The organism is Shewanella zhangzhouensis (assembly GCF_019457615.1).
Taxonomy (GTDB): Bacteria; Pseudomonadota; Gammaproteobacteria; order Enterobacterales; family Shewanellaceae; genus Shewanella; species Shewanella zhangzhouensis.
The window spans coordinates 1,764,418-1,786,793 of sequence record NZ_CP080414.1 but is presented as its reverse complement, the minus strand read 5'-3'; the positions used below and the strand labels follow the sequence as shown (position 1 = coordinate 1,786,793).

General features: G+C 53.9%; 15 protein-coding genes. 5 read left to right on the top strand and 10 right to left on the bottom strand.

Annotated elements, in window-relative coordinates:
* Positions 1-296 precede the first annotated feature (296 nt).
* From K0H63_RS07675 to sdhC, 10 genes are all read right to left on the bottom strand, one after another.
* Positions 297-800 (bottom strand): GNAT family N-acetyltransferase, encoded by a 504-nt coding sequence (locus tag K0H63_RS07675; RefSeq protein WP_220067425.1) that lies wholly within the window; start codon positions 798-800, stop codon positions 297-299.
* A gap of 114 nt (positions 801-914) precedes the next feature.
* Complete coding sequence (locus tag K0H63_RS07670; protein WP_220067424.1) at positions 915-1,832, bottom strand: AEC family transporter; 918 nt, start codon at positions 1,830-1,832, stop codon at positions 915-917.
* A gap of 100 nt (positions 1,833-1,932) precedes the next feature.
* Complete coding sequence (gene sucD / locus K0H63_RS07665; RefSeq protein ID WP_220067423.1) at positions 1,933-2,805, bottom strand: succinate--CoA ligase subunit alpha; 873 nt, start codon at positions 2,803-2,805, stop codon at positions 1,933-1,935.
* Positions 2,805-3,971: an ADP-forming succinate--CoA ligase subunit beta gene (gene sucC, locus K0H63_RS07660; protein ID WP_011759544.1), complete on the bottom strand. Its 1,167-nt coding sequence runs from the start codon at positions 3,969-3,971 to the stop codon at positions 2,805-2,807. The genes sucD and sucC overlap by 1 nt, the downstream gene beginning before the upstream one ends.
* 77 nt (positions 3,972-4,048) lie before the next feature.
* Positions 4,049-5,251 carry a 2-oxoglutarate dehydrogenase complex dihydrolipoyllysine-residue succinyltransferase gene (odhB, locus tag K0H63_RS07655; protein ID WP_220067422.1) on the bottom strand — a complete coding sequence of 401 codons (1,203 nt, stop codon included), beginning with the start codon at positions 5,249-5,251 and terminating at the stop codon, positions 4,049-4,051.
* 28 nt (positions 5,252-5,279) lie between these two features.
* Positions 5,280-8,102: a 2-oxoglutarate dehydrogenase E1 component gene (gene sucA, locus K0H63_RS07650; RefSeq protein WP_220067421.1), complete on the bottom strand. Its 2,823-nt coding sequence runs from the start codon at positions 8,100-8,102 to the stop codon at positions 5,280-5,282.
* Positions 8,103-8,294: 192 nt separating this feature from the next.
* Positions 8,295-9,002, bottom strand: coding sequence for a succinate dehydrogenase iron-sulfur subunit (locus K0H63_RS07645; protein ID WP_126166581.1), 708 nt, complete (start codon positions 9,000-9,002; stop codon positions 8,295-8,297).
* A 12-nt stretch (positions 9,003-9,014) separates the two neighbouring features.
* Entirely contained in the window at positions 9,015-10,781 is a 1,767-nt protein-coding gene (gene sdhA, locus K0H63_RS07640; RefSeq protein ID WP_220067420.1) for a succinate dehydrogenase flavoprotein subunit, read from the bottom strand.
* A gap of 1 nt (position 10,782) precedes the next feature.
* Positions 10,783-11,130, bottom strand: a complete 348-nt coding sequence (gene sdhD, locus K0H63_RS07635; RefSeq protein WP_011759539.1) for a succinate dehydrogenase, hydrophobic membrane anchor protein — start codon at positions 11,128-11,130, stop codon at positions 10,783-10,785.
* On the bottom strand, positions 11,124-11,519 hold the full coding sequence (gene sdhC, locus K0H63_RS07630; protein WP_011759538.1) for a succinate dehydrogenase, cytochrome b556 subunit: 396 nt from the start codon (positions 11,517-11,519) through the stop codon (positions 11,124-11,126). Before sdhC ends, sdhD begins: the two co-directional genes overlap by 7 nt.
* A 412-nt stretch (positions 11,520-11,931) precedes the next feature.
* Between sdhC and K0H63_RS07625 the strand changes: the two genes are divergently transcribed.
* The 5 genes from K0H63_RS07625 to K0H63_RS07605 all read left to right on the top strand — a co-directional run bounded on the left by K0H63_RS07625 (position 11,932) and on the right by K0H63_RS07605 (position 22,357).
* The gene (locus tag K0H63_RS07625) at positions 11,932-13,218 is read left to right on the top strand and encodes a citrate synthase (protein ID WP_220067419.1); all 1,287 of its coding nucleotides are present in this window, start codon (positions 11,932-11,934) and stop codon (positions 13,216-13,218) included.
* A 277-nt stretch (positions 13,219-13,495) separates the two neighbouring features.
* Positions 13,496-14,560: an efflux RND transporter periplasmic adaptor subunit gene (locus K0H63_RS07620; protein WP_220067418.1), complete on the top strand. Its 1,065-nt coding sequence runs from the start codon at positions 13,496-13,498 to the stop codon at positions 14,558-14,560.
* Between the two features lie 12 nt (positions 14,561-14,572).
* Positions 14,573-17,818, top strand: a complete 3,246-nt coding sequence (locus K0H63_RS07615; protein WP_220067417.1) for an efflux RND transporter permease subunit — start codon at positions 14,573-14,575, stop codon at positions 17,816-17,818.
* Positions 17,815-20,874 carry an efflux RND transporter permease subunit gene (locus tag K0H63_RS07610; protein ID WP_220067416.1) on the top strand — a complete coding sequence of 1,020 codons (3,060 nt, stop codon included), beginning with the start codon at positions 17,815-17,817 and terminating at the stop codon, positions 20,872-20,874. The genes K0H63_RS07615 and K0H63_RS07610 overlap by 4 nt, the downstream gene beginning before the upstream one ends.
* Positions 20,875-21,013: 139 nt before the next feature.
* Positions 21,014-22,357, top strand: coding sequence for a sigma-54-dependent transcriptional regulator (locus K0H63_RS07605; protein ID WP_220067415.1), 1,344 nt, complete (start codon positions 21,014-21,016; stop codon positions 22,355-22,357).
* The last annotated feature ends 19 nt before the right edge of the window (positions 22,358-22,376 follow it).

Here is a 22,376-nt window from a genome sequence, read left to right as displayed (position 1 = left end):
AACAAGGCCACCCCATTGGACGGCGCCCAACAATCGCGTTATCCCTTCCCCCACGGAGGGTTTAGCGCACCAAATAGTCCAAACCCGCACCTTAAAAGATGCGGGTCAGAAATAATCCAATAAAAATGTCAGGATCAGGCGAAAGAGCGGTGAGCCTGAAGGCTCTTGGTGAGGTAACCCGAAGAAAAATCGAACCCTTGCTTTGGAGTCTGACCAAGGTTACCAAGGGAGACTCTACCCCGCCTTATCGCCAAATGCCAGCAATGAAGGCGGAATTTGTGGGAAATGCAGCGAGCTTAAAGCCACTTATGGAACACGGTCACGTCATGCTCCATAAATTTATCACGCTGCAGCGGCTCCATGCCGATGTGTCGGGCAACGCCCATGGAGCCCAAATTGCCATCAAGAATGAGCGCTATGGCTTCGTCTATGCCAAGTCTTGGCTTGAATTCGGCAATCGCGGCTGATGCAGCCTCACTGCCAATGCCCTGGCCCCAATATTCAGGCAGATAGCGGTAACCCAGCTCCACCTTGTCGTACTCTGGAATAAACTTGGGGCCACAAAAACCTATCACCTTGCCGCTGGCCTTGTGCTCTACTGCCCAGCGACCGAAACCGCGGCTGCGATAGTCTTCAAAAATCACCTTGTGCAGCAGCTTTTCAGCCTGGGCTACATCAGTGAGTGGCGCCATCGGAATATAAGTCAGTACCTCAGGAATACTGTTCATCAAAAACAGGGCTTCGATATCCCCTTCGTTGAAGTGCCTTAAAATCAGTCTGTCTGTTGTTGTAATTATCATAAAATGCGCTCCTGCACTGCCCTTCCCAGAGCTCCCCCAAAAGAGTCTTCAGCCAAAGACAAAGACAAAGAAGAGTCCTCAACGCAAAAAGAGTCTTCAACCCAAAAAGAGGCCTCACGTTAACACAGTTAACCAGAAGATCACAGTCAGGATACAAAGCATGGATGACAACACCACGGCGCCGGCGATGATGTCGCTATCTCGCTTAAGCTGAGCCGCAATCAGGTAGGCATTCACCCCAAGAGGCGATGCACCAAGCAGCACTGTTACCGCAAGCTCGAGCGACGTAAGCCCCAGCAGTTTACCCGCAATCAGAATAAGCAGCGGTAGTAGCAGAAGCTTAATTGCACTTAATACCGCCGTCAGGGCAAACGCGCTGGACAGGCGATATTGATTCAAATTGGCACCCAGCACAAAGAGTGCGCAGGCGATGGCAGGTTTGGCTAGCATCTCAAGACTGTTGCCAAGGGCTGTGGGCAGGCTCAGCCCGGCGACATTTCCGATAAGCCCAAGGCCAATACTCGCCACCACAGGGTTAAACAGCAGCCCTTTGATAAGCTGTGCACCCCTGCTGCCACCCTCAGCACCCGAATTACCAGACAGCGCAAAAGTGAGCCCAAACAGCACTGCGCTGTGAAAGGGAATAATTAAAAACACGCTTGCCATCTGCGCAGGGCCGAAGGCCGCCATGATCACCGGCAAGCCCACCAGCAAGGTATTGGAATAGCTGCCGCCGAGGGCCAGCACCGCACAGTCGCGGTATGAACGCTTAAGGGCCTGGCGCGAAAGCTGCAAGGTTAATGCAAAACTCAGTATCACAGGCACATAAAAGGCCACCAGCACCGGCAGGCGGATGCTGTCCTTAAGCGGCACCTTGAGCATGGCAGAAAACAGCAGCGCGGGGATGCACACATAAAAGGCGAACTTGCTGATGCCGGCGATGTGCTCGCGGCTAAACCAGCCACTGCGGCTGGCACCATAGCCAAGAGCAGCGATAAACAGCAGCGGGAAGACGATTTCGATTACGGACATGCCACGCCTTTCAATGGGTTAATACACATCTATACCTACTTCTATACATCTATACACACAAAAAAGGCGCCCGAAGGCGCCCTTTTTCTACCGGGTGGGATTACCAACCAGTCTTTTCACGCAGCGCCTTGCCGATATCGGCCAGAGAGCGAACGGTGGTTACACCGGCAGCTTCCAGGGCAGCGAATTTGTCTTCGGCAGTACCTTTACCACCGGCGATGATAGCACCGGCGTGGCCCATGCGCTTACCGGCAGGTGCAGTAACACCGGCGATGTAAGACACAACTGGCTTGGTCACGTTAGCCTTGATGTAAGCAGCAGCTTCTTCCTCGGCAGTACCACCGATTTCACCGATCATCACGATGGCTTCGGTCTGAGGATCGTTCTGGAACATTTCCAGTACGTCGATGAAGTTGGTACCTGGGATTGGGTCACCACCAATACCTACGCAAGTAGACTGGCCGAAACCTTCGTCAGTGGTCTGCTTAACGGCTTCGTAAGTCAGAGTGCCTGAACGGGAAACGATACCCACTTTGCCTGGCTTGTGGATGTGACCTGGCATGATACCAATCTTACATTCGCCTGGAGTGATAACGCCTGGGCAGTTAGGACCAATCATGCGAACGCCGGTTTCTTCCAGCTTCACTTTCACCTGCAGCATATCCAGAGTTGGGATACCTTCGGTGATACATACGATCAGCTGAATGCCACCGTCGATGGCTTCCAGGATGGCGTCTTTACAGAAAGGCGCAGGTACGTAGATAACAGAAGCAGTGGCGCCGGTGGCAGCAACGGCATCTTTCACAGTGTTGAACACTGGCAGACCCAGGTGAGTAGTACCGCCTTTACCAGGAGACACACCACCAACCATCTGAGTACCGTAAGCGATAGCCTGCTCAGAGTGGAAAGTGCCCTGACCACCGGTAAAACCTTGGCAGATTACCTTGGTATCTTTGTTGATCAATACAGACATTACTTGCCCTCCGCAGCTTTAACAACTTGCTGAGCAGCGTCGGTCAGGCTCTTGGCAGCAATGATGTCCAGACCAGATTCAGCCAGCACCTTGGCACCCAGTTCAGCGTTGGTACCTTCCAGACGCACAACTACAGGCACCTTCACGCCTACTTCTTTCACCGCACCGATGATACCTTCGGCGATCATGTCACAACGCACGATACCACCGAAGATGTTAACCAGAACGGCTTTCACATTGCTGTCAGACAGAATGATCTTGAAAGCTTCAGAAACGCGCTCTTTGGTCGCGCCGCCGCCTACGTCGAGGAAGTTGGCTGGCTTACCGCCGTGCAGGTTTACGATGTCCATGGTACCCATGGCCAGACCAGCACCATTCACCATGCAGCCTACGTTACCGTCCAGAGCTACGTAGTTCAGTTCGAACTTGGCAGCGTGGGCTTCACGGGCATCATCCTGAGAAGGATCGTGCATGTCTTTGATTTTTGGCTGACGGAACAGAGCGTTACCATCTACACCAATCTTGCCGTCCAGGCAGTGCAGGTTACCCTCGGTAGTGATTACCAGTGGGTTGATTTCCAGCAGAGCGAAATCGTGATCCAGGAACATCTGGGCCAGGCCCATGAAGATCTTGGTGAACTGCTTCATTTGAGTTGGGTTCAGACCCAGCTTGAAGCCAAGGTCACGAGCCTGGAAAGGCTGTGGACCGGCGATAGGATCGATGATGGCTTTGTGAATGAGCTCTGGAGTCTCTTCAGCCACTTTCTCGATTTCCACACCACCTTCGGTAGAAGCCATGAACACTACGCGACGGGTCGCGCGGTCAACTACGGCACCCAGGTACAGTTCGTTGGCGATGTCGGTGCAGCTTTCAACCAGGATCTTGGCAACTGGCTGACCGTTTTCGTCAGTCTGGTAAGTCACCAGGTTCTTGCCCAGCCACTTTTCAGCGAAGGCGCGGATTTCTTCTTTGTCGCCAGTCACTTTAACGCCACCAGCCTTACCGCGGCCGCCAGCGTGTACCTGACACTTGACTACCCACATATTTCCGCCAATACGACCAGCCGCTTCTACCGCTTCTTGAGGGGTATCGCAGGCATAGCCTTCTGACACTGGTAAACCATATTCGGCAAAGAGGGCTTTTGCCTGATACTCATGCAAGTTCATGATGATCTATCCGTATACTACGTTTTAAATCCAACTGGCCCCGAGGGGCCAGTCACGAGGTTTTTTGTCTGTACTGATTAGATGTCCAGCAGCAGACGGGTTGGGTCTTCCAGGAATTCCTTGATGGTTACCAGGAAGCCAACAGACTCACGGCCATCGATGATACGGTGGTCGTAAGAAAGAGCCAGGTACATCATGGGCAGGATTTCAACCTGACCATTGACTGCCATTGGGCGGTCCTTGATGGCGTGCATGCCGAGGATAGCGCTCTGTGGCAGGTTCAGAATTGGGGTAGACATCAGAGAGCCGAATACACCACCGTTGGTCACGGTGAAGTTACCGCCGGTCATGTCTTCCACAGTCAGCTTGCCGTCACGGCCCTTGATGGCCAGATCGCGTACTGCTTTCTCGATGTCAGCCAGGCTCATGGTGTCGGTGTCACGCAGAACTGGGGTAACCAGACCACGGGGAGTAGACACAGCGATGCTCACGTCGAAGTAGTTGTGGTAAACGATGTCATCGCCATCGATAGCCGCGTTCACTTCCGGGAAGCGCTTCAGGGCTTCGGTTACGGCTTTCACGTAGAAAGACATAAAGCCAAGACGGATACCGTGCTTCTTCTCGAAGATATCCTGATATTGCTTGCGGATATCCATGATGGGCTTCATGTTGACTTCGTTAAAGGTAGTCAGCATGGCGGTAGAGTTTTTGGCTTCCAGCAGACGGCTGGCAATGGTCTTGCGCAGACGGGTCATAGGGACGCGCTTGTCTGAGCGGTCACCAGACAGAGCCACCGGAGCAGCCGCTTTGGCCGCAGGGGCAGCAGCTTTACCGGCACCACTCTTCACGAAGGCGTCAACGTCTTCTTTGGTGATACGACCACCTACACCGGTGCCTTTGATTTTGCTGGCATCCAGGTTGTGTTCGGCAATCAGACGACGTACTGATGGGCTCAGGGCGTCGTTGCTCTCATCGCCAGCGGCCTCAGCAGCAGGGGCAGCAGCTTCGGCTTGCGCCTTGGTCACTTCCTGACCGGCAACGGCGCCGGCCACGAACTTGGCAATCACCTGCTCGGCCAGAACGGTGTCACCTTCCTGGAACAGGAGTTCACTGATGTGGCCATCTTCTGGCGCAACCACTTCCAATACAACCTTGTCGGTCTCGATATCAACCAGGTTCTGGTCACGAGATACAGCCTCACCAGGCTTAACGTGCCAGGTGGCGATAGTGGCATCAGCCACGGATTCTGGCAGAACGGGTACCTTAATTTCGATACTCATTGAAAGCTATCCTTTTTATAAATGTCTGTTACTTCAAGTTCAAAGCGTCTACCACCAGAGATTCCTGCTGGTGAGCGTGCAATTCTGGGTAGCCACAGGCCGGTGCAGCAGCAGCTTCACGGCCAGCGTAGGTCAGAGTGGCACCCTTGGGAATTGCGGCCCAGAAGTGGTGCTGACTGCAGTACCAGGCACCCTGGTTCTGCGGCTCTTCCTGACACCATACGAAGTCAGTCACGTGCTGATATTCGGCAAGTGCCGCTGCCATCTCTTCGGCAGGGAACGGATACAGCTGCTCGACACGAATAATAGCAACGTTGGTGAGGTTTTCCTTACGACGACGCTCCAGCAGCTCGAAGTACACCTTACCGCTACAGAAAACAACGCGGTTAACGGCTTTCGGATCCAGACTGTCGATTTCACCAATCACGTTCTGGAAGGTACCGTTTGCCAGTTCTTCCAGAGAAGACACTGCCAGAGGGTGACGCAGCAATGACTTGGGCGACATAACCACCAGAGGACGACGCAGTGGGCGAACCACCTGACGGCGCAGCATATGATAAACCTGAGCCGGGGTTGAAGGCACACACACTTGCATGTTGTGGTTGGCACACAGCTGCAGGAAACGCTCCAGACGGGCTGAAGAGTGCTCTGGACCCTGACCTTCGTAGCCATGGGGCAACAGCATGGTCAGACCGCACAGACGGCCCCACTTTTGCTCACCGGACGACAGGAACTGGTCAATCACTACCTGGGCACAGTTAACGAAGTCACCGAACTGAGCTTCCCAAATGGTCAGGCCGCCAGGCTCGGCAGTGGCGTAACCGTATTCGAAAGCCAGTACCGAGGCTTCAGACAGCACAGAGTCAGTGATATCAACCGGGCCCTGCTCCTCGGCGAGGTTACGCAGCGGCATATAGGTGGTGGCATCGTTCTGGTTGTGCAGCACAGCGTGACGATGGAAGAAGGTACCACGGCCAGAATCCTGACCTGTGATGCGCACGCGGTTGTTGTCTTCCAGGATGGTGGCATAAGCCAGTGTCTCGGCAAAACCCCAGTCCAGCAGCTTCTCGCCCTTGGCCATGGCCACGCGGTCGGCGTAAATCTTGGCTACGCGAGACTGCAGCGGGTGAGTTTCTGGCACATAAGCCAGTTTCTCAGCCAGTCGTTGCAGACGAGCCAGCGCAACGGTTGGCTCATAAGACACATCCCAGTCCTGACCAATAAACGGAGACCAGTCAACGGTACGCAGTGACATGGGACGCCATTCTTTCACGACACAGTCACCCTGATCCAAGGCATCGCGGTAGCCATTAATCATGGCAGTCACTTCGTCGGCGCTGACAGCGTTTTCGGCAATCAGACGGTCGGCGTAGATCTTACGTGGGGTTGGGTGCTTTTTAATCTTCTGGTACATCAGCGGCTGAGTAGCACTTGGCTCGTCAGCTTCGTTGTGACCATGACGACGGTAACACACCAGATCGATCACCACGTCACGCTTGAAGGCGTTACGGTAATCAACGGCAACCTGAGCCACAAAGGCCACGGCTTCAGGATCGTCGGCGTTCACATGGAAAATCGGTGCCTGAACCATCTTGGCGATGTCGGTACAGTACTCGGTAGAACGCACGTCTTGATGGTTAGAGGTGGTAAAGCCTACTTGGTTGTTCACCACGATACGGATAGAACCACCTACGCGGAAACCACGGGTCTGAGACATGTTGAATGTCTCCTGCACAATGCCCTGCCCTGCAATCGCCGAATCACCGTGAATGGTGATAGGCATAACAGACAGGCCATCTTTGCAGCCACGGCGGTCCTGACGGGCGCGGACTGAACCCATGACAACAGGGTTAACGATTTCCAGGTGCGACGGGTTAAATGCCAGCGCCAGGTGCACGTTGCCACCGGGGGTTTCGAAATCAGAGGAGAAGCCCTGGTGATACTTCACGTCACCGGAGCCTGAACTGTCGGCATGCTTACCGGCAAATTCGTCAAAGAGCTCTGCAGGACGCTTACCCAGCACGTTAACCAGAACGTTCAGACGGCCACGGTGGGCCATACCAACGACGATTTCCTTGGTGCCGGCTTCGCCTGCGCGGTAGATGATTTCGCGCATCATGGGCACCAGTGCATCGCCACCTTCCAAAGAGAAGCGCTTGGCACCGGGGAACTTGGCACCCAGGTACTTTTCCATACCTTCGGCGGCGTTCAGGCCTTCCAGAATACGGTTTTTCACACCTTTATCGAATGCGGCGCGACCCAGGGTTGGCTCGAGGCGTTGCTGGATCCAGCGTTTTTCGTCGGTGTCGGTAATGTGCATGTATTCGGCACCGATAGAACCACAGTAAGTGGCCTTCAATGCTTTTACCAGCTCACCCAGTTTCAGGGTCTCGCCGCCATAGGCGAACGAGCCGGTGTTGAATTCACGCTGCATATCATCGGCGGTCAGGCCGTGGAATGCCGGGTCGAGTTCAACTACTGCGTCACGCTTCCACAGCTCCAGCGGGTCCAGATTGGCGTTCTGGTGACCACGGAAACGGTAAGCGTTGATGAGCTGCAGTACCTTAACCTGTTTGGCATCCACTTCGGGGTCGGTTACACGACCGGCGCCTTTACGTTGGCCTTCCTGGGCCAGTGAGCGGAAATAATCACGGATCTTGGAGTGGGAAGCTTCAGGTACATCAGCAGAGGCACCGTTCACGGGAGGGAGATTGTCAAACACCGCACGCCAGTCATCGGACACTGAAGTGGGGTCTTCTTGATAGGCTTCGTACATCTCCTCCACATAGGTCGCGTTCGATCCGTACAGGTGAGATGACTCCAGCCAGGCTTTCATGCTGCCTTGGTGCATTTCTTATCCTTTCAAACTTTATACACGTGCTTAGCCATGGTTTGGCATACAAGGTATGCCGACAGCCGCCCCGAGGGTTCCAATATTACGGCTTCAAGTAGTTCCTTCACACAAAAGAGCCACCATCCCCCGAAAGGGACAGTGACTCTCGCTGAGCTATATCATTATTATCGTTAGCTCATTGTCTTGCATTTACACGGCCCGCTTCAGCAGCATGGACTTGATGTGTCCAATCGCCTTGGTCGGGTTCAGTCCTTTCGGACACACGTCTACGCAGTTCATGATGCCGTGGCAACGGAACACGCTGTAGGCGTCGTCAAGCTCGGCCAGACGCTCTTCAGTCGCAGTATCGCGGCTGTCGATAAGGAAGCGATAGGCATGCAGCAGACCACTTGGCCCCACGAACTTGTCAGGGTTCCACCAGAAAGATGGACAGGCAGTGGAGCAGCAGGCACACATGATACACTCATACAGGCCGTCGAGGTGCGCGCGCTCCTCTGGGCTCTGCAGGTGTTCACGGGCAGGCTTCTTCTCATCGTTGATGAGGTATGGCTTGATCTTCTCGTACTGCTTGTAGAACTGGGAAAGATCGACCACCAGGTCACGTACCACGGGCATACCGGGCAGTGGGCGGATTTCAATCTTCTTGCCCTTGAAGGTAGAGATAGGCGTGATACAAGCCAGGCCATTCTTACCGTTCATGTTCATACCGTCCGAACCACACACACCTTCACGGCATGAACGGCGGAACGACAGCGTCGGATCGATTTCTTTCAGCTTCAACAGCGCGTCAAGCACCATCATGTCTGAGCCATCAGGCACTTCGAAGCTGTAATCCTGCATACGTGGCTTGGTATCTACGTCAGGATTGTAACGATAAACTGAAAACTCCAACTTCATCTTCGCAACTCCTTAGTAGGTACGCTTCTTCGGTGGGAAGGCTTCACGGTGCTTGGGTGACATGTTCACTTCGCGCTTGGACATAGCCTCGGTCACGGGGTCGAACAGGCTGTGGCACAGCCAGTTGTCATCATCACGCTCGGTGAAGTCTTCACGGCTGTGAGCACCACGGCTCTCAGTACGGAAGTTTGCGGCGTAAGCAGTCGCGATGGCGGTGGCCATCAGGTTATCCAGCTCCAGACACTCAATACGCTGAGTGTTGAACTCTTTGGAGTTGTCAGACAGCTTGGCATTTTCCAGACGCTTGCGGATGGCTTGCAGCTGCTCGAGGCCTTCGGCCATGGCTTCACCGGTACGGAACACAGAGAAGTTAAGCTGCATACACATTTGCAGGTCTTTGCGGATTTGCGCTGGATCTTCGCCGTCTTTATTGCTTTCCCAACGGTTCAGACGAGCCAGTGACTGCTCAATATCTGCGTCGGTAGCAGCTTTAGGATCGGCTGTCTCGTCCAGGGCTTTACCCAGATGCTGACCAGCCGCACGGCCAAATACTACCAGATCGAGCAGCGAGTTACCGCCCAGACGGTTGGCACCGTGAACAGACACACAGGCGATTTCGCCCACAGCGAACAGACCAACGATATCGGTTTCACTGCCGTCTTCGTTCTTACGTATCACCTGACCGGATACCTTGGTAGGCAAACCACCCATCATATAGTGACAGGTTGGGATCACAGGGATTGGGCCATCGGCCGGATCGATGTGAGCAAAGGTACGGGACAGTTCACACACGCCTGGCAGGCGGGCTTCCAGGGTTTCTTTACCCAAGTGATCAAGCTTGAGCTTGATGTGTGGACCCATAGGACCATCACAGCCACGACCTTCACGGATTTCGGTCATCATAGAACGGGCCACTACGTCACGGGACGCGAGGTCCTTGGCGTTTGGCGCGTAACGCTCCATAAAGCGCTCACCGTCTTTGTTCAGCAGGTAACCACCTTCACCGCGGCAACCTTCGGTTACCAGTACACCGGCACCGGCAATACCGGTTGGGTGGAACTGCCACATTTCCATGTCCTGCAGCTGAACGCCGGCACGGTAAGCCATACCAACACCGTCACCAGTGTTGATGTGAGCGTTGGTGGTAGATGCGTAGATACGGCCAGCACCACCAGTAGCCAGAACAGTGGCCTTGGCTTTGAAGTAAACGATTTCACCGGATTCGATGTCGATGGCAGTACAGCCTACGATGGCGCCATCTTCGTTCTTCACCAGGTCAAGAGCGTACCACTCAGAGAAAACCTGAGTCTTGTTCTTCACGTTCTGCTGATACAGACAGTGCAGCAGGGCGTGACCGGTACGGTCGGCAGCGGCGGCAGTACGAGCAGCCTGCTCACCACCGAAGTTTTTGGACTGACCACCAAAAGGACGCTGGTAAATCTTGCCGTTTTCGAAACGGGAGAATGGCAGACCCATATGCTCCAGCTCGATAATGGCTTCAGGACCGGTTTGACACATGTATTCGATAGCGTCCTGGTCACCGATAAAGTCGGAACCTTTTACGGTATCGTACATGTGGTATTCCCAGTTATCTTCGTGAGCGTTGCCCAGCGCTACTGTAATACCACCCTGGGCAGATACAGTGTGAGAACGGGTTGGGAATACTTTAGACAGGAGCGCACAGCTCTTGCCTTCTTTGGAAATCTGCAGTGCAGCGCGCATACCGGCACCGCCGGCACCAATCACGACTGCATCAAACTCGCGAACTGGAATACTCACCTTAAACCCCCCACACAATCACAATGCCGGCGGCCAGATAAGCGAAGGCAGTCACGACAAAAGTAAACTGTAATACACCACGCAGCGCTGTTTGCTTGACGTAGTCAGTCAGCACTTGCCATATACCGATCCAGGCATGGATCAGCAGGGCAATCAGAGCCAGCAGGGTGAACACTTTCATCGGCAGGGTGCTGAACAGCCCGTGCCAGATTTCGAAAGTGAGAGGCGCACTCAGTGCAATAAAGCTCACCAAGAAGATGGTGTAGCAGGCCAGAATGACCGCACTGGCACGAAGAAGGATAAAGTCATGGACACCACTGCGTCCGAAACTTGCTGCATTGGTTACCATACCCAGATCCCCGCAATGATAGAAAAGGTAATCGCCAGCACGAATACAGCCTTGGCTGATGCGTTACCAGAGCCCAATTCTTCCCAGCGGCCGGTGTCCATCACCAGATGACGGATACCGCCAAGCAGGTGATAACCCAGTGCTGTCAGAATGCCCCAAATAACAAACTTCACCAGGAAGTTGTCAAACAGAGCCTGAACGCCTTGGAAGCTCTCGGCGGATGCCAGAGACGCATGGAGCAACCAAATCAGGATACCCATGGCGAACAGCATGATCACACCAGAGACGCGATGAAGAATGGACACTTTCGCTGTTGCAGGAAAGTGGATGGTTTGCAGATCTAAATGGACAGGTCTTTGCTTTTTCACGTTCTGCTCACTCAGCTCCATTGAGCATTTTATTGTTATGCGAACCGCTTCTGGTCAAACTTTGAACCATGATTTCGGTCACGGCGACAGTCGTCACAAAAGAAAAAGGTGTTATCTCCAGAGGGCTGTTTTGGCTGCCGTTTTTTCATGCAGAGAAAAGGTGCCTAAAGCCTTCTGTAATCAGCCCTTTCGAGCCGCAGCAAGTATACTCGCCGCAAAAGTCAAATACAAACGTCACATTATGCATATTTAGTTTTTTTGGCCTTTTTCTGGGATAAGTACTAGTCTTGACAGGGAAATTGGTCAGACCTATACCATGGTCTAAGGAATTTAAACGCTTATTTAAATTGAAATGTGATCTCGATTGCTTGTAAAGTAGTGGCCGTTTTGACATGCCGCACTCACCACAAGAATGAAGTAAGGAGAACGGGGTATGGCTGATTTGAAAGCCAAATTGGAATTACCGGGGAACGATTCAATTGAACTGCCGGTTAAACAGGGCACCGAAGGTTTCGATGTTATCGATATCAGCAAGCTGGGCAGCAAAGGTTATTTCACCTTTGATCCAGGGTTTCTGGCCACAGCTTCCTGTGAATCAGCAATTACCTATATCGACGGCGACAAGGGTATTTTGCTGCACCGTGGCTACCCCATCGAGCAGCTGGCAGTAGAATCCAACTATCTGGAACTCTGCTACGCCCTCCTGTACGGCGAACTGCCGTCTAAAGCGCAATACGAACAATTCGCTCACACTGTGAAGAGCCACACCATGGTTCACGAACAGTTGGCATTTTTCTTCCGCGGCTTCCGTCGCGATGCACACCCCATGGCCATGCTTTGCGGTGTGACCGGTGCCCTGTCTGCCTTCTACCAGGACTCTCTGGATGTGAACGACGCCCGTCACCGTGAAATTGCCGCCTATCGTCTGGTATCCAAGATGCCGACCCTGGCCGCCATGTGCTACAAGTATTCCATCGGCCAGCCATTCGTGTACCCACGTAATGACTTAAGTTATGCCGGTAACTTCCTGTCGATGATGTTTGCCGTACCTTGCGAAGAGTACAAGGTAAACCCAATCATCGAGCGCGCCATGGACCGCATCTTCATCCTGCACGCTGACCACGAACAGAATGCCTCTACTTCTACTGTGCGTCTGGCAGGTTCCTCCGGTGCCAACCCATTCGCCTGTATCGCAGCCGGTATCGCGTCTCTGTGGGGTCCTGCCCACGGTGGTGCCAACGAAGCCTGTCTGCGTATGCTGGAAGAAATCGGTACTGTTGACCGTATTCCTGAGTTTATCGAACGTGCCAAAGACAAGAATGATCCATTCCGTCTGATGGGCTTCGGTCACCGCGTGTACAAGAACTTTGATCCACGTGCCAAGGTAATGCGTGAAACCTGCCACGAGGTGCTGAGCGAGCTTAAAGTGAACGACCCTCTGCTGGACGTTGCCATGGAGCTTGAGCGTATCGCCCTGAATGATGAGTACTTTATCTCCAAGAAGCTCTACCCGAACGTAGACTTCTACTCTGGTATCATCATGAAGGCCATCGGCATTCCTACCAGCATGTTCACCGTGATCTTCGCTCTGGCCCGTACCGTTGGCTGGATCTCTCATTGGAAAGAAATGCTGGATCAGCCTGGTCACAAGATCAGCCGTCCACGTCAGCTGTACACCGGCGAACACAGCCGCGACTTTGTCAGCGTCGACAAGCGATAACGTCTGTTCCTGTTCAAAAAGGCGCCTTTGGCGCCTTTTTTGTTTCTGTATCGCCCTTCCCGCTTCATCTTTTGTTGCAATTACTGCCTTGAAGTTCACTTGTTAACAGTCTTTAGTATTTCTCACCAACGGATAAACAATTTCACCACTTTTTTACAGTTTGCATGGCGATAAACGCAGCCAATTTACCGCTATCTTATTGTAATAAATGAATTATCCAATTATGGCACGGAAGCTGCTTTTAAAGCGCAACACAGTTAACAGTACAGGTATAACAATGGAAGCCCGCAAATCATTCAAACTCGCCCTCCCCTTACTGCTTGTTGGTGTACTTGCCGCGTGTGGACAGGAAGAAGCCAAGAAGGAAGAAGAAAAATACGCCATACCTGTTGAAACCCAGTTAGTGGTTCAGGGCAACGTTTCCTCATTCTATTCCACTACCGCCACCCTCGAAGCGCCCGTTGAAGCCCATGTGGTCACCCGTATCGCCGGCCTGATAGAAGCCCTGCATGTGGAAGAGGGTGACAGGGTCAAGCAAGGACAATTACTGGCTGTTATCGACGCCAAGCGTCAACAGTATGAGCTCGACCGCTCCGAAGCCGAAGTACTCATTATCGAGCAGGAGCTTGCACGGGTAAAAAAGATGAAGAGCAAAGACTATGTCAGTGCAGACTCCATCGCCAAACTCGAATACAACCTGCAGGCCGCCAAGGCGCGCCTGGACCTGGCAAAGCTGCAGGTTAAAGAAAGCCAAATCGTGTCCCCCGTGGATGGCATCATCGCCAAGCGCTTCGTTAAAGCCGGCAACATGGCCAAAGAATTCGAAGAGATCTTCTATGTGGTCAATCAGGACGAGCTTCACGGGATAGTGCATCTGCCGGAGCAGCAGCTCTCCAGCCTGCGTCTTGGACAGCATGCCGATATCTACGCCAGCGGTCAGAAAAACCAGGCCGTGAATGCCGAAGTACTGCGCATCAGCCCGGTTGTCGATGCCCAAAGCGGCACCTTTAAGGTCACGCTCAAGGTGCCCAATCAAAATGGCGTCCTCAAATCGGGCATGTTTACCCGGGTTGAGCTCAAGTACGACACCCATGAAAACGTCATCACAGTGCCTTATAACGCCATCATCAACCAGGATAACAAGCAGACCCTGTATGTTATCCAGGACACCACGGCCGAGCGTCGCGAAGTAGAGCTGGGTTATCGTGAAGGCAACATGGTTGAAGTAGTCGCGGGTATTGCTCCCGGAGAGCATCTGGTGATCCGTGGGCAGCAAAACCTCAAAGACCAATCGCTGGTTGAAATCATCACCCCACTGGATGTGGCTTCGGTTAAAAAGTAAGGAGCACATCCCATGTCAATAATCACGACTTCCGTTAAACGGCCGGTCACCGTGTGGATGTTTATGCTCGCGGTGATCCTCTTCGGTATGGTGGGTTTCTCCCGTCTCGCAGTCATGCTGCTGCCGGACTTGAGCTACCCCACCGTCACCATACGTACTCTTTATGATGGCGCAGCCCCCGTTGAAGTGGAGCAACTGGTCTCCAAACCCATCGAAGAGTCAGTGGGTACTGTTAAAGGCCTGCGTAAAATCAGTTCAGTGTCCCGCTCTGGTATGTCCGATGTCATCCTCGAATTCGAATGGGGCACAGACATGGACATGGCAAACCTGGATGTCAGGGAAAAACTCGACATCATTGCCCTGCCGCTTGACGTGCAAAAGCCATTGCTGCTGCGCTTTAATCCCAACCTCGACCCCATCATGCGTGTTGCTCTCTCGCGGGAGGACGCCAGCGGCGATGAGCTGAAGCAACTGCGTACCTATGCCGACGAAGAGCTCAAACGCCAGCTCGAAGGCTTACCGGGCGTGGCCGCAGTGCGCCTGTCGGGAGGTCTGGAGCAGGAAGTGCAAATCCTGCTGAATCAGGAGCGTCTGGCACAGCTTGATTTGGATGCTGAGCAAATTCGCAGCCGTATCGCGGCCGAAAACCTCAACGTGTCTGCCGGTAAAGTGGTTCAAGGCGATAAAGAATATCTTGTACGCACCCTTAACCAGTTCAACTCCCTCGAGGAACTGGGCCAGGTGGTGGTGTACCGCAATGGTCAAAGCCTGGTGCGTTTGTTTGAAGTGGCCACCATCATCGACGGCCACAAAGAGCGCAGCGATATCACCCGCATAGGTCAGCGCGAGTCCATTGAGCTTGCCATCTATAAAGAAGGCGATGCCAATACTGTGACTGTGGCGAAAAAGCTGAAACAGGATATTGAACGCATCAACGGGAAAGATCCCCTCGCCAGGATGGAAATCATCTACGATCAGTCCGAGTTTATCGAAAGTGCCGTCAGCGAAGTGACCTCCTCGGCGTTGATTGGCTCTGTTCTGGCCATGCTGGTGATTTACCTGTTCCTGCGGGACATCATCCCCACCCTGATTATCTCCATCTCTATCCCCTTTTCGGTGATAGCCACCTTCAACATGATGTATTTCGCTGACATCAGCCTCAACATCATGTCCCTTGGCGGTATTGCACTGGCGGTGGGCCTGTTGGTGGATAATGCCATTGTGGTGCTGGAGAACATCGACAGATACAAGCAGCAGGGGCTCTCGCGCATGGACGCCGCCATCAAGGGAACCCGGGAAGTGAGCGGCGCCATATTTGCCTCGACCCTCACCACGCTTGCGGTATTTGTACCTCTGGTGTTCGTGGACGGTATTGCCGGTGCGCTCTTCTCCGATCAGGCGCTTACCGTGACCTTTGCCCTGCTCGCCTCTCTGCTGGTTGCCCTGACCTCTATTCCCATGCTGGCTTCACGGGAAGGCTTTAAGGCCCTTCCGCCTCTGCTGGAAAAAGAGTCCAAGGCCAAACCTGAAGGTAAAATGGGCAAGCTCAAGCATTACAGCGCTACTGTGTTCAGCTTCCCCTTTGTAGTGCTTTTCAAATGGTTACCTGCCGCGATATTGACGATGGCGCTGTCATTGAGCCGTCTGCTCTCCTGGCTGATGGGCATGTTGCTCAGGCCCTTCACCTGGTTGTTTAACCTGGGCTACCGCGCGCTGGAAGCCAGTTACCGTCCGCTGCTGGCCGCTGCCCTGAAGGCCAGAGTACTGACTGTCGTGGTTGCCCTTGGCATTACAGCCAGTGCAGGGCTTTTGCTGCCACGGCTCGGTATGGAGCTCATCCCCAACATGGATCAGGGTGAATTTTATGTGGAAATCCTGCTGCCGCCCGGCACCGAAGTTGGTGAAACCGATAGGGTTCTTCAACAGTTGGCTTTCGCCATCAAAGACATGCCAGCGGTTAAACACGCCTACAGCCAGGCCGGCAGCGGCGGCTTGATGACCTCGGATGTCAGCCGTGGCGGTGAAAACTGGGGCCGTTTGCAGGTGGTACTCGCCGATCATGACGCCTTTGACCAGGTCAGCGATGTGCTGCGCCATGAAATCCGCCGTATTCCTGAGCTCGAGGCCAAGGTCAAATATCCCGAACTCTTCAGCTTCCGTACCCCACTCGAAATCGAGCTGCGCGGCTATGAGTTGGATTTGCTCAAGCAAAGCGCCGACAGTCTGGTGCGTGCACTGGGCGAGTCAGAGCGTTTCGCCGATATCAATACCAGCCTGCGGGATGGACAGCCTGAGCTGGCCATTCACTTCGACAGTAACCGTTTGGCGGCGCTGGGCATGGAAGCCCCCACAGTGGCCAACCGTATCGCACAGCGTATCGGTGGCACTGTCGCCAGTAAGTACAGCCTGCGTGACCGCAAAATTGATATCCTGGTGCGCGCCGAAGAAACCGAGCGCGACCAAATCAGCGATATCGGCAACATGATAATTAACCCGGACGCGGCGACCCCAATCCCGCTGTCGGCAGTGGCCGATGTCAAACTCGAGCTGGGTCCATCTGCCATCAACCGTATCAGCCAACAGCGTGTTGCTTTGGTATCGGCTAACCTCGCCTATGGGGATCTGGCCGAGGCGGTCACGGAAGCCCGCAGTATTTTGGCCAAACAGCAGCTGCCAGCTTCCATTCAGGCCAGTTTTGGTGGTCAGAATGAAGAAATGGAGCACTCGTTCCAGTCGCTGCAAATCGCGCTGGTGCTGGCGGTATTCCTGGTCTATCTGGTGATGGCCAGCCAGTTCGAGTCTTTCCTGCATCCGCTGCTTATCCTCTTTGCCGTGCCCATGGCCGTCAGTGGCAGCGTGTTTGGCCTGTATCTCACCGGCACCCATGTGTCAGTGGTGGTGTTTATCGGCCTTATCATGTTGGCGGGGATTGTGGTGAACAATGCCATCGTCCTGATTGACCGTATCAATCAGCTGCGCAGCGAAGGCGTTGAAAAACTCGAGGCCATCAGCGAGGCCGCCAAGTCCCGTTTACGCCCGATTATGATGACCACACTGACCACTGTACTGGGCCTGTTGCCCATGGCACTTGGCCTGGGCGATGGCGCCGAGGTGCGTGCCCCCATGGCCATCACAGTGATTTTTGGTCTGGCGCTGTCTACCTTGCTGACGCTGGTGCTCATTCCTGTGCTCTACGCCCTGTTTGACCGCAAAGACTTTGCCACCAAAGCCCCTGAGACCGTGGAGGCTGGCGTATGAATATCACCAAACTTGCGGTCCGCCGCCCGGTCACCACCGTAATGTGTTTTGTCGCCATACTGCTGTTTGGTATGGCCTCTACCAGGTTGTTGCCACTGGAACTCTTTCCCGGAATCGACATTCCTCAGGTGATGGTGCAGGTCCCCTATAAGGGGTCCACACCCGCCGAGGTTGAGCGCGATATCACCCGGGTGCTGGAAGAGTCCCTCGCCACCATGAGTGGCATTGAGAGAATGACCTCAGAATCCAGCCAGGATGGCGCCTTTATCGAACTCAGTATGAAGTGGGGCGAAAACACCGCCACCAAAAGCCTGGAGGCCCGTGAAAAGGTCGATGCGGTAAGACACTTGCTGCCAAAAGATGTAGAGCGGGTATTCATCCAGCAGTTCTCCACATCAGACATGCCCATCTTTAACCTGCGTATTTCCAGTGAAAGGGAGCTTTCCGGCGCCTACGACTTGCTGGAAAAGCAGCTGCGTCAGCCCCTTGAGCGCGTGGAAGGAGTCTCTCAGGTTACCCTCTACGGGGTGGAGCAAAAACAAATCAGCATCCGGGTGGATGCCGACTTGCTGGCCGCTTCCGGGATATCTTCCGCCGAGCTTAACCGCCGTCTGCAGGCCGAAAACTTCGTGATAGCCGGTGGTACGCTGCGTCAGGACAAATCCGTCTATCAGGTTTCCCCCAAGGGTGAGTTTCGCTCCCTCAAGGAGATTGAAGACATAGTCCTCACGCAGGGCGTGCGTCTTGGCGACATCGCCAAGATTAACTATGAGCTGCCTGAGCGCATCGAAGGTCGTCATCTGGATCAGCGTTATGCCGTGGGTCTGGATGTATTTAAAGAGTCAGGTGCCAACCTGGTGGAAGTCTCCGCCCGGGTTATGCGGGTCATTGAAGAGGTAAAAGCCGATAAACAGTTCAACGGTATCAAGCTCTTTATCATGGAAGATCAGGCAGAAGGAGTAAAATCCTCCCTGTGGGATCTGATGATGGCCGGCCTTATAGGTGCCGCCCTCTCCTTTGCCGTGCTCTACCTGTTTTTGCGCAACATGGGAATGACGCTGATAGTGGTGTCTTCGGTGCCCATTTCAATCTGTATGACTCTGGCCGCCATGTATCTGCTTGGCTACAGCCTGAACATACTGTCGATGATGGGCTTGCTGCTCGCCGTGGGCATGCTCATTGATAACGCGGTGGTGGTCACCGAAAGCGTACTGCAGGAAAAACAGAAAGAGCCCCACGAGAGCAAGGACAAGGCCGTGCTGGCAGGGGTGGATAAGGTTGCGCTGGCAGTACTCGCCGGTACCCTGACCACGGCCATTGTATTTTTCCCCAATATTTTTGGCGCCAAGGTGCAGCTCACCATCTTCCTCGAGCACGTGGCCATTGCCATCTGTATTTCTCTGGGGGCCTCGCTGCTGGTTGCCAAGACACTTATTCCACTGATGCTGACCCGCATTCACATCCATCATGAGGACAAAACCCATAAATCCCGGGTGCAGCGTTTTTATGAAGTAAGCCTGAACTGGGTGCTGACCCACCCCAGATGGAGCACGCTGATAGCAGTGCTGATGCTGGCATCAACCGCGCTGCCCCTTGCGAATGTGAAGCAGGACCAGGAAGATGGCGCCAGCAAGCAGCGACTCTTTATCAATTATCAGATTGAAGGTCGCCATGCCCTTGCCGTTACCGAAGCCGTAGTCGCCGAGATGGAAAGCTACCTCTACGCCCACAAAGAGGAGTTTTTTATTGACTCGGTTTACAGCTACTACAACCCAGAGCGCGCCTCTTCAACCGTGCTGTTCACAAAAGGCGCTGAGTTTGACCTCGAAGCCCTGAAGAAAAACATGCGGGAAGGTTTTCCCAAGTTCTCCATCGCCAAGCCACAGTTCGGCTGGAGCAATGACCGTCAGGGCGTACGCGTCACACTGACAGGTCGCTCCACCAGCGAGCTGATGCGCTTAAGCGAGGAAGCCTTGCCTATGCTGAGCGCCATTGAGGGGCTTGAAGACGTCAATTCCGAGGTCAGTGGTGCACAGCAGGAAGTGCTTATCCGGGTTAACCGCGACATGGCAGCGCGCCTTGGCACCCAGGCCAGCGACGTTGCCCGCGCTATCGCTACGGCGCTGCGTGGCCAAATGCTCAGAAGTTTTCGTCATGACCCCAACGGTGAAATCCGCATCGAACTTGCCTACGAGAAAAGCTGGCAACAGTCCCTGGAAAAGCTCAAGCAGTTGCCGGTGCTGAAAATAGACGAGCGGGTGTACAGCCTGTCGTCACTGGCGGAGGTGGACATTGCGCCCCGCTTTGACACCATACGCCACTTTAATCGTAAGACGGCACTCTCCATCGGCGCCAACGTGGAAGGCATTACCACCGAAGAAGCCCAGGAGAAGATCAAGCAGGCCATGAGTCATCTTAATCTGCCCCATGGCTATGAATACTCGCTCAGGGGCGGTTTTGAGCGTCAGGATGAAGATCAGCAAATCATGGTGGTGAACATGCTGCTGGCCGTGGCAATGATTTATATCGTCATGGCAGCCCTGTTTGAATCCTTGCTGCTGCCGTCGGCCATTATTACCTCCATCCTGTTTTCCATCACAGGGGTATTCTGGGCACTGTGGCTTACCGGCACGCCCAACGGCGTGATGGCCATGATTGGCATACTCATTCTGATGGGGATTGTGGTGAACAACGGCATAGTACTGGTTGACCAAATCAACCAGATGACACCTTCTTTGGAAGAACTGTCTGCCACCATACATGCGGTGTGTATCACCCGTCTGCGGCCGGTGTTGATGACGGTGGGCACCACAGTGCTGGGTCTTGTGCCCCTTGCCATGGGCGACACGCAAATCGGCGGTGGCGGTCCCCCATACTACCCTATGGCCATTGCCATTATCGGTGGACTCAGCTTCTCCACTGTCACCAGTTTGTTTCTGGTTCCCTTGTGCTATCAAGCGCTTTATCGCTTAAGACACAGGGCCGCCCAGGGATTGTGGATGGCAAATAAACGTACAGACAAGATGCTGCCCTGGCTGGCAGGTAAAACAGACTGATCTGACAAGCATCAAGGGCCGCATTCTGCGGCCCTTTTTGTTGACAACTCTGGCCAAAAACATCACTCCGGATTCCTTGAGAGACCGCCAATTCTTGCATACACTCAGGATCCGGCGTTGTGATGGAAATGCAACCGACATGAACAAAGTGGTGCAAAAGGAAACCCGCGCTGCTGGCACAATGCCCCGCCATCTGTTGCTCCTGTCTAAATCCCAGGAAGCAACAGATGTAAGTCGTCGCCTCGCGGCATACGGCTGGCATTGTCTGACTGCCGCCAGCGGTCATGAAGCAATTTTAAAACTGAGCGGACAGCAGTTGGGTGTCGCCGTCGCCATGCTGTGCCCCCGTGCCGATACCCTGTCTTCAGACATCGCCCTCATTCAAAGCCACTTCCCTCACTTGCTCTGGATAGCCCTCACCGACGGAAAACTGGATAAAGCCTGCCAGTGGCTGCTCAGCGCCCGCTTTATCGACTATCACCATTCTCCCCTTGACTGGGACAGCGTCAACAAAGCCTTGGGCCACGCCGACGGCATGGCCAAATTACTGCCGGTAAAAACCCCAGGGGTTAAAATTACCGATATTTTGGGAACACATCCCTGTATCCTCCGGCTGAAACAGGATCTGAAAAAACTGGCCAGTACCGACGAAACAGTGCTGCTCAGTGGTGAAACCGGCACCGGCAAAGGTCTGTGCGCCAAATGGCTGCACCGCATGTCTGCCCGGTCCGATGGTCCTTTTATTGCCCTTAACTGCGGCGCCTTACCCAATGGCCTTATCCAATCCACCCTGTTTGGCCACGAGAAGGGAGCCTTTACCGGCGCCGACAGACAGTATCAGGGTCACATAGAACAAGCCAAAGACGGGGTCTTGTTTTTGGATGAAATTGCCGATCTGCCGCTGGAGCTGCAAGTTAACCTGCTCCATTTCCTGGATGACAGACAAATCACCCGTATCGGTGGCAAGAGCCCACTGAAGATAAACTGCCGCATCATTTTTGCGACGCATCAAAACCTTGAAAAAGCGGTCGATGAAGGTACTTTCCGGGAAGACCTCTACCACAGGATTAATGTGCTCCGATTGCATGTTCCCAGCCTGAGAGAGTACAGCACAGAAGTAAAGTTGATGGCCGAAGCCTTTCTTGCCCAGCTTTCCCCTCCAAACCGTTCCTTGAGTTTCAGTGACAGTGCCATTGCGACCATGCGCCATTACGACTGGCCGGGTAATGTCAGAGAGCTGCAAAACCGCATACGGCGAGCGGTGATTATGGCGGAAACACCGCTTATTACACCGGACGATTTAGGCCTAAGCGTTGCCATTCACGCCAAACACCGCGACCTGGTCAGTCAGCGCGATGAGCTGGACGTTGAAGCGGTTCTCAAAGCAATCAGCGACCATAAACATAATATTTCAGCCGCCGCGAGGGCGTTGAATATTTCCCGCTCCACCCTCTATCGCTTGCTGAAAAAAGAACCCAGTTAGGTGTGTCAGTGTCGCAGGT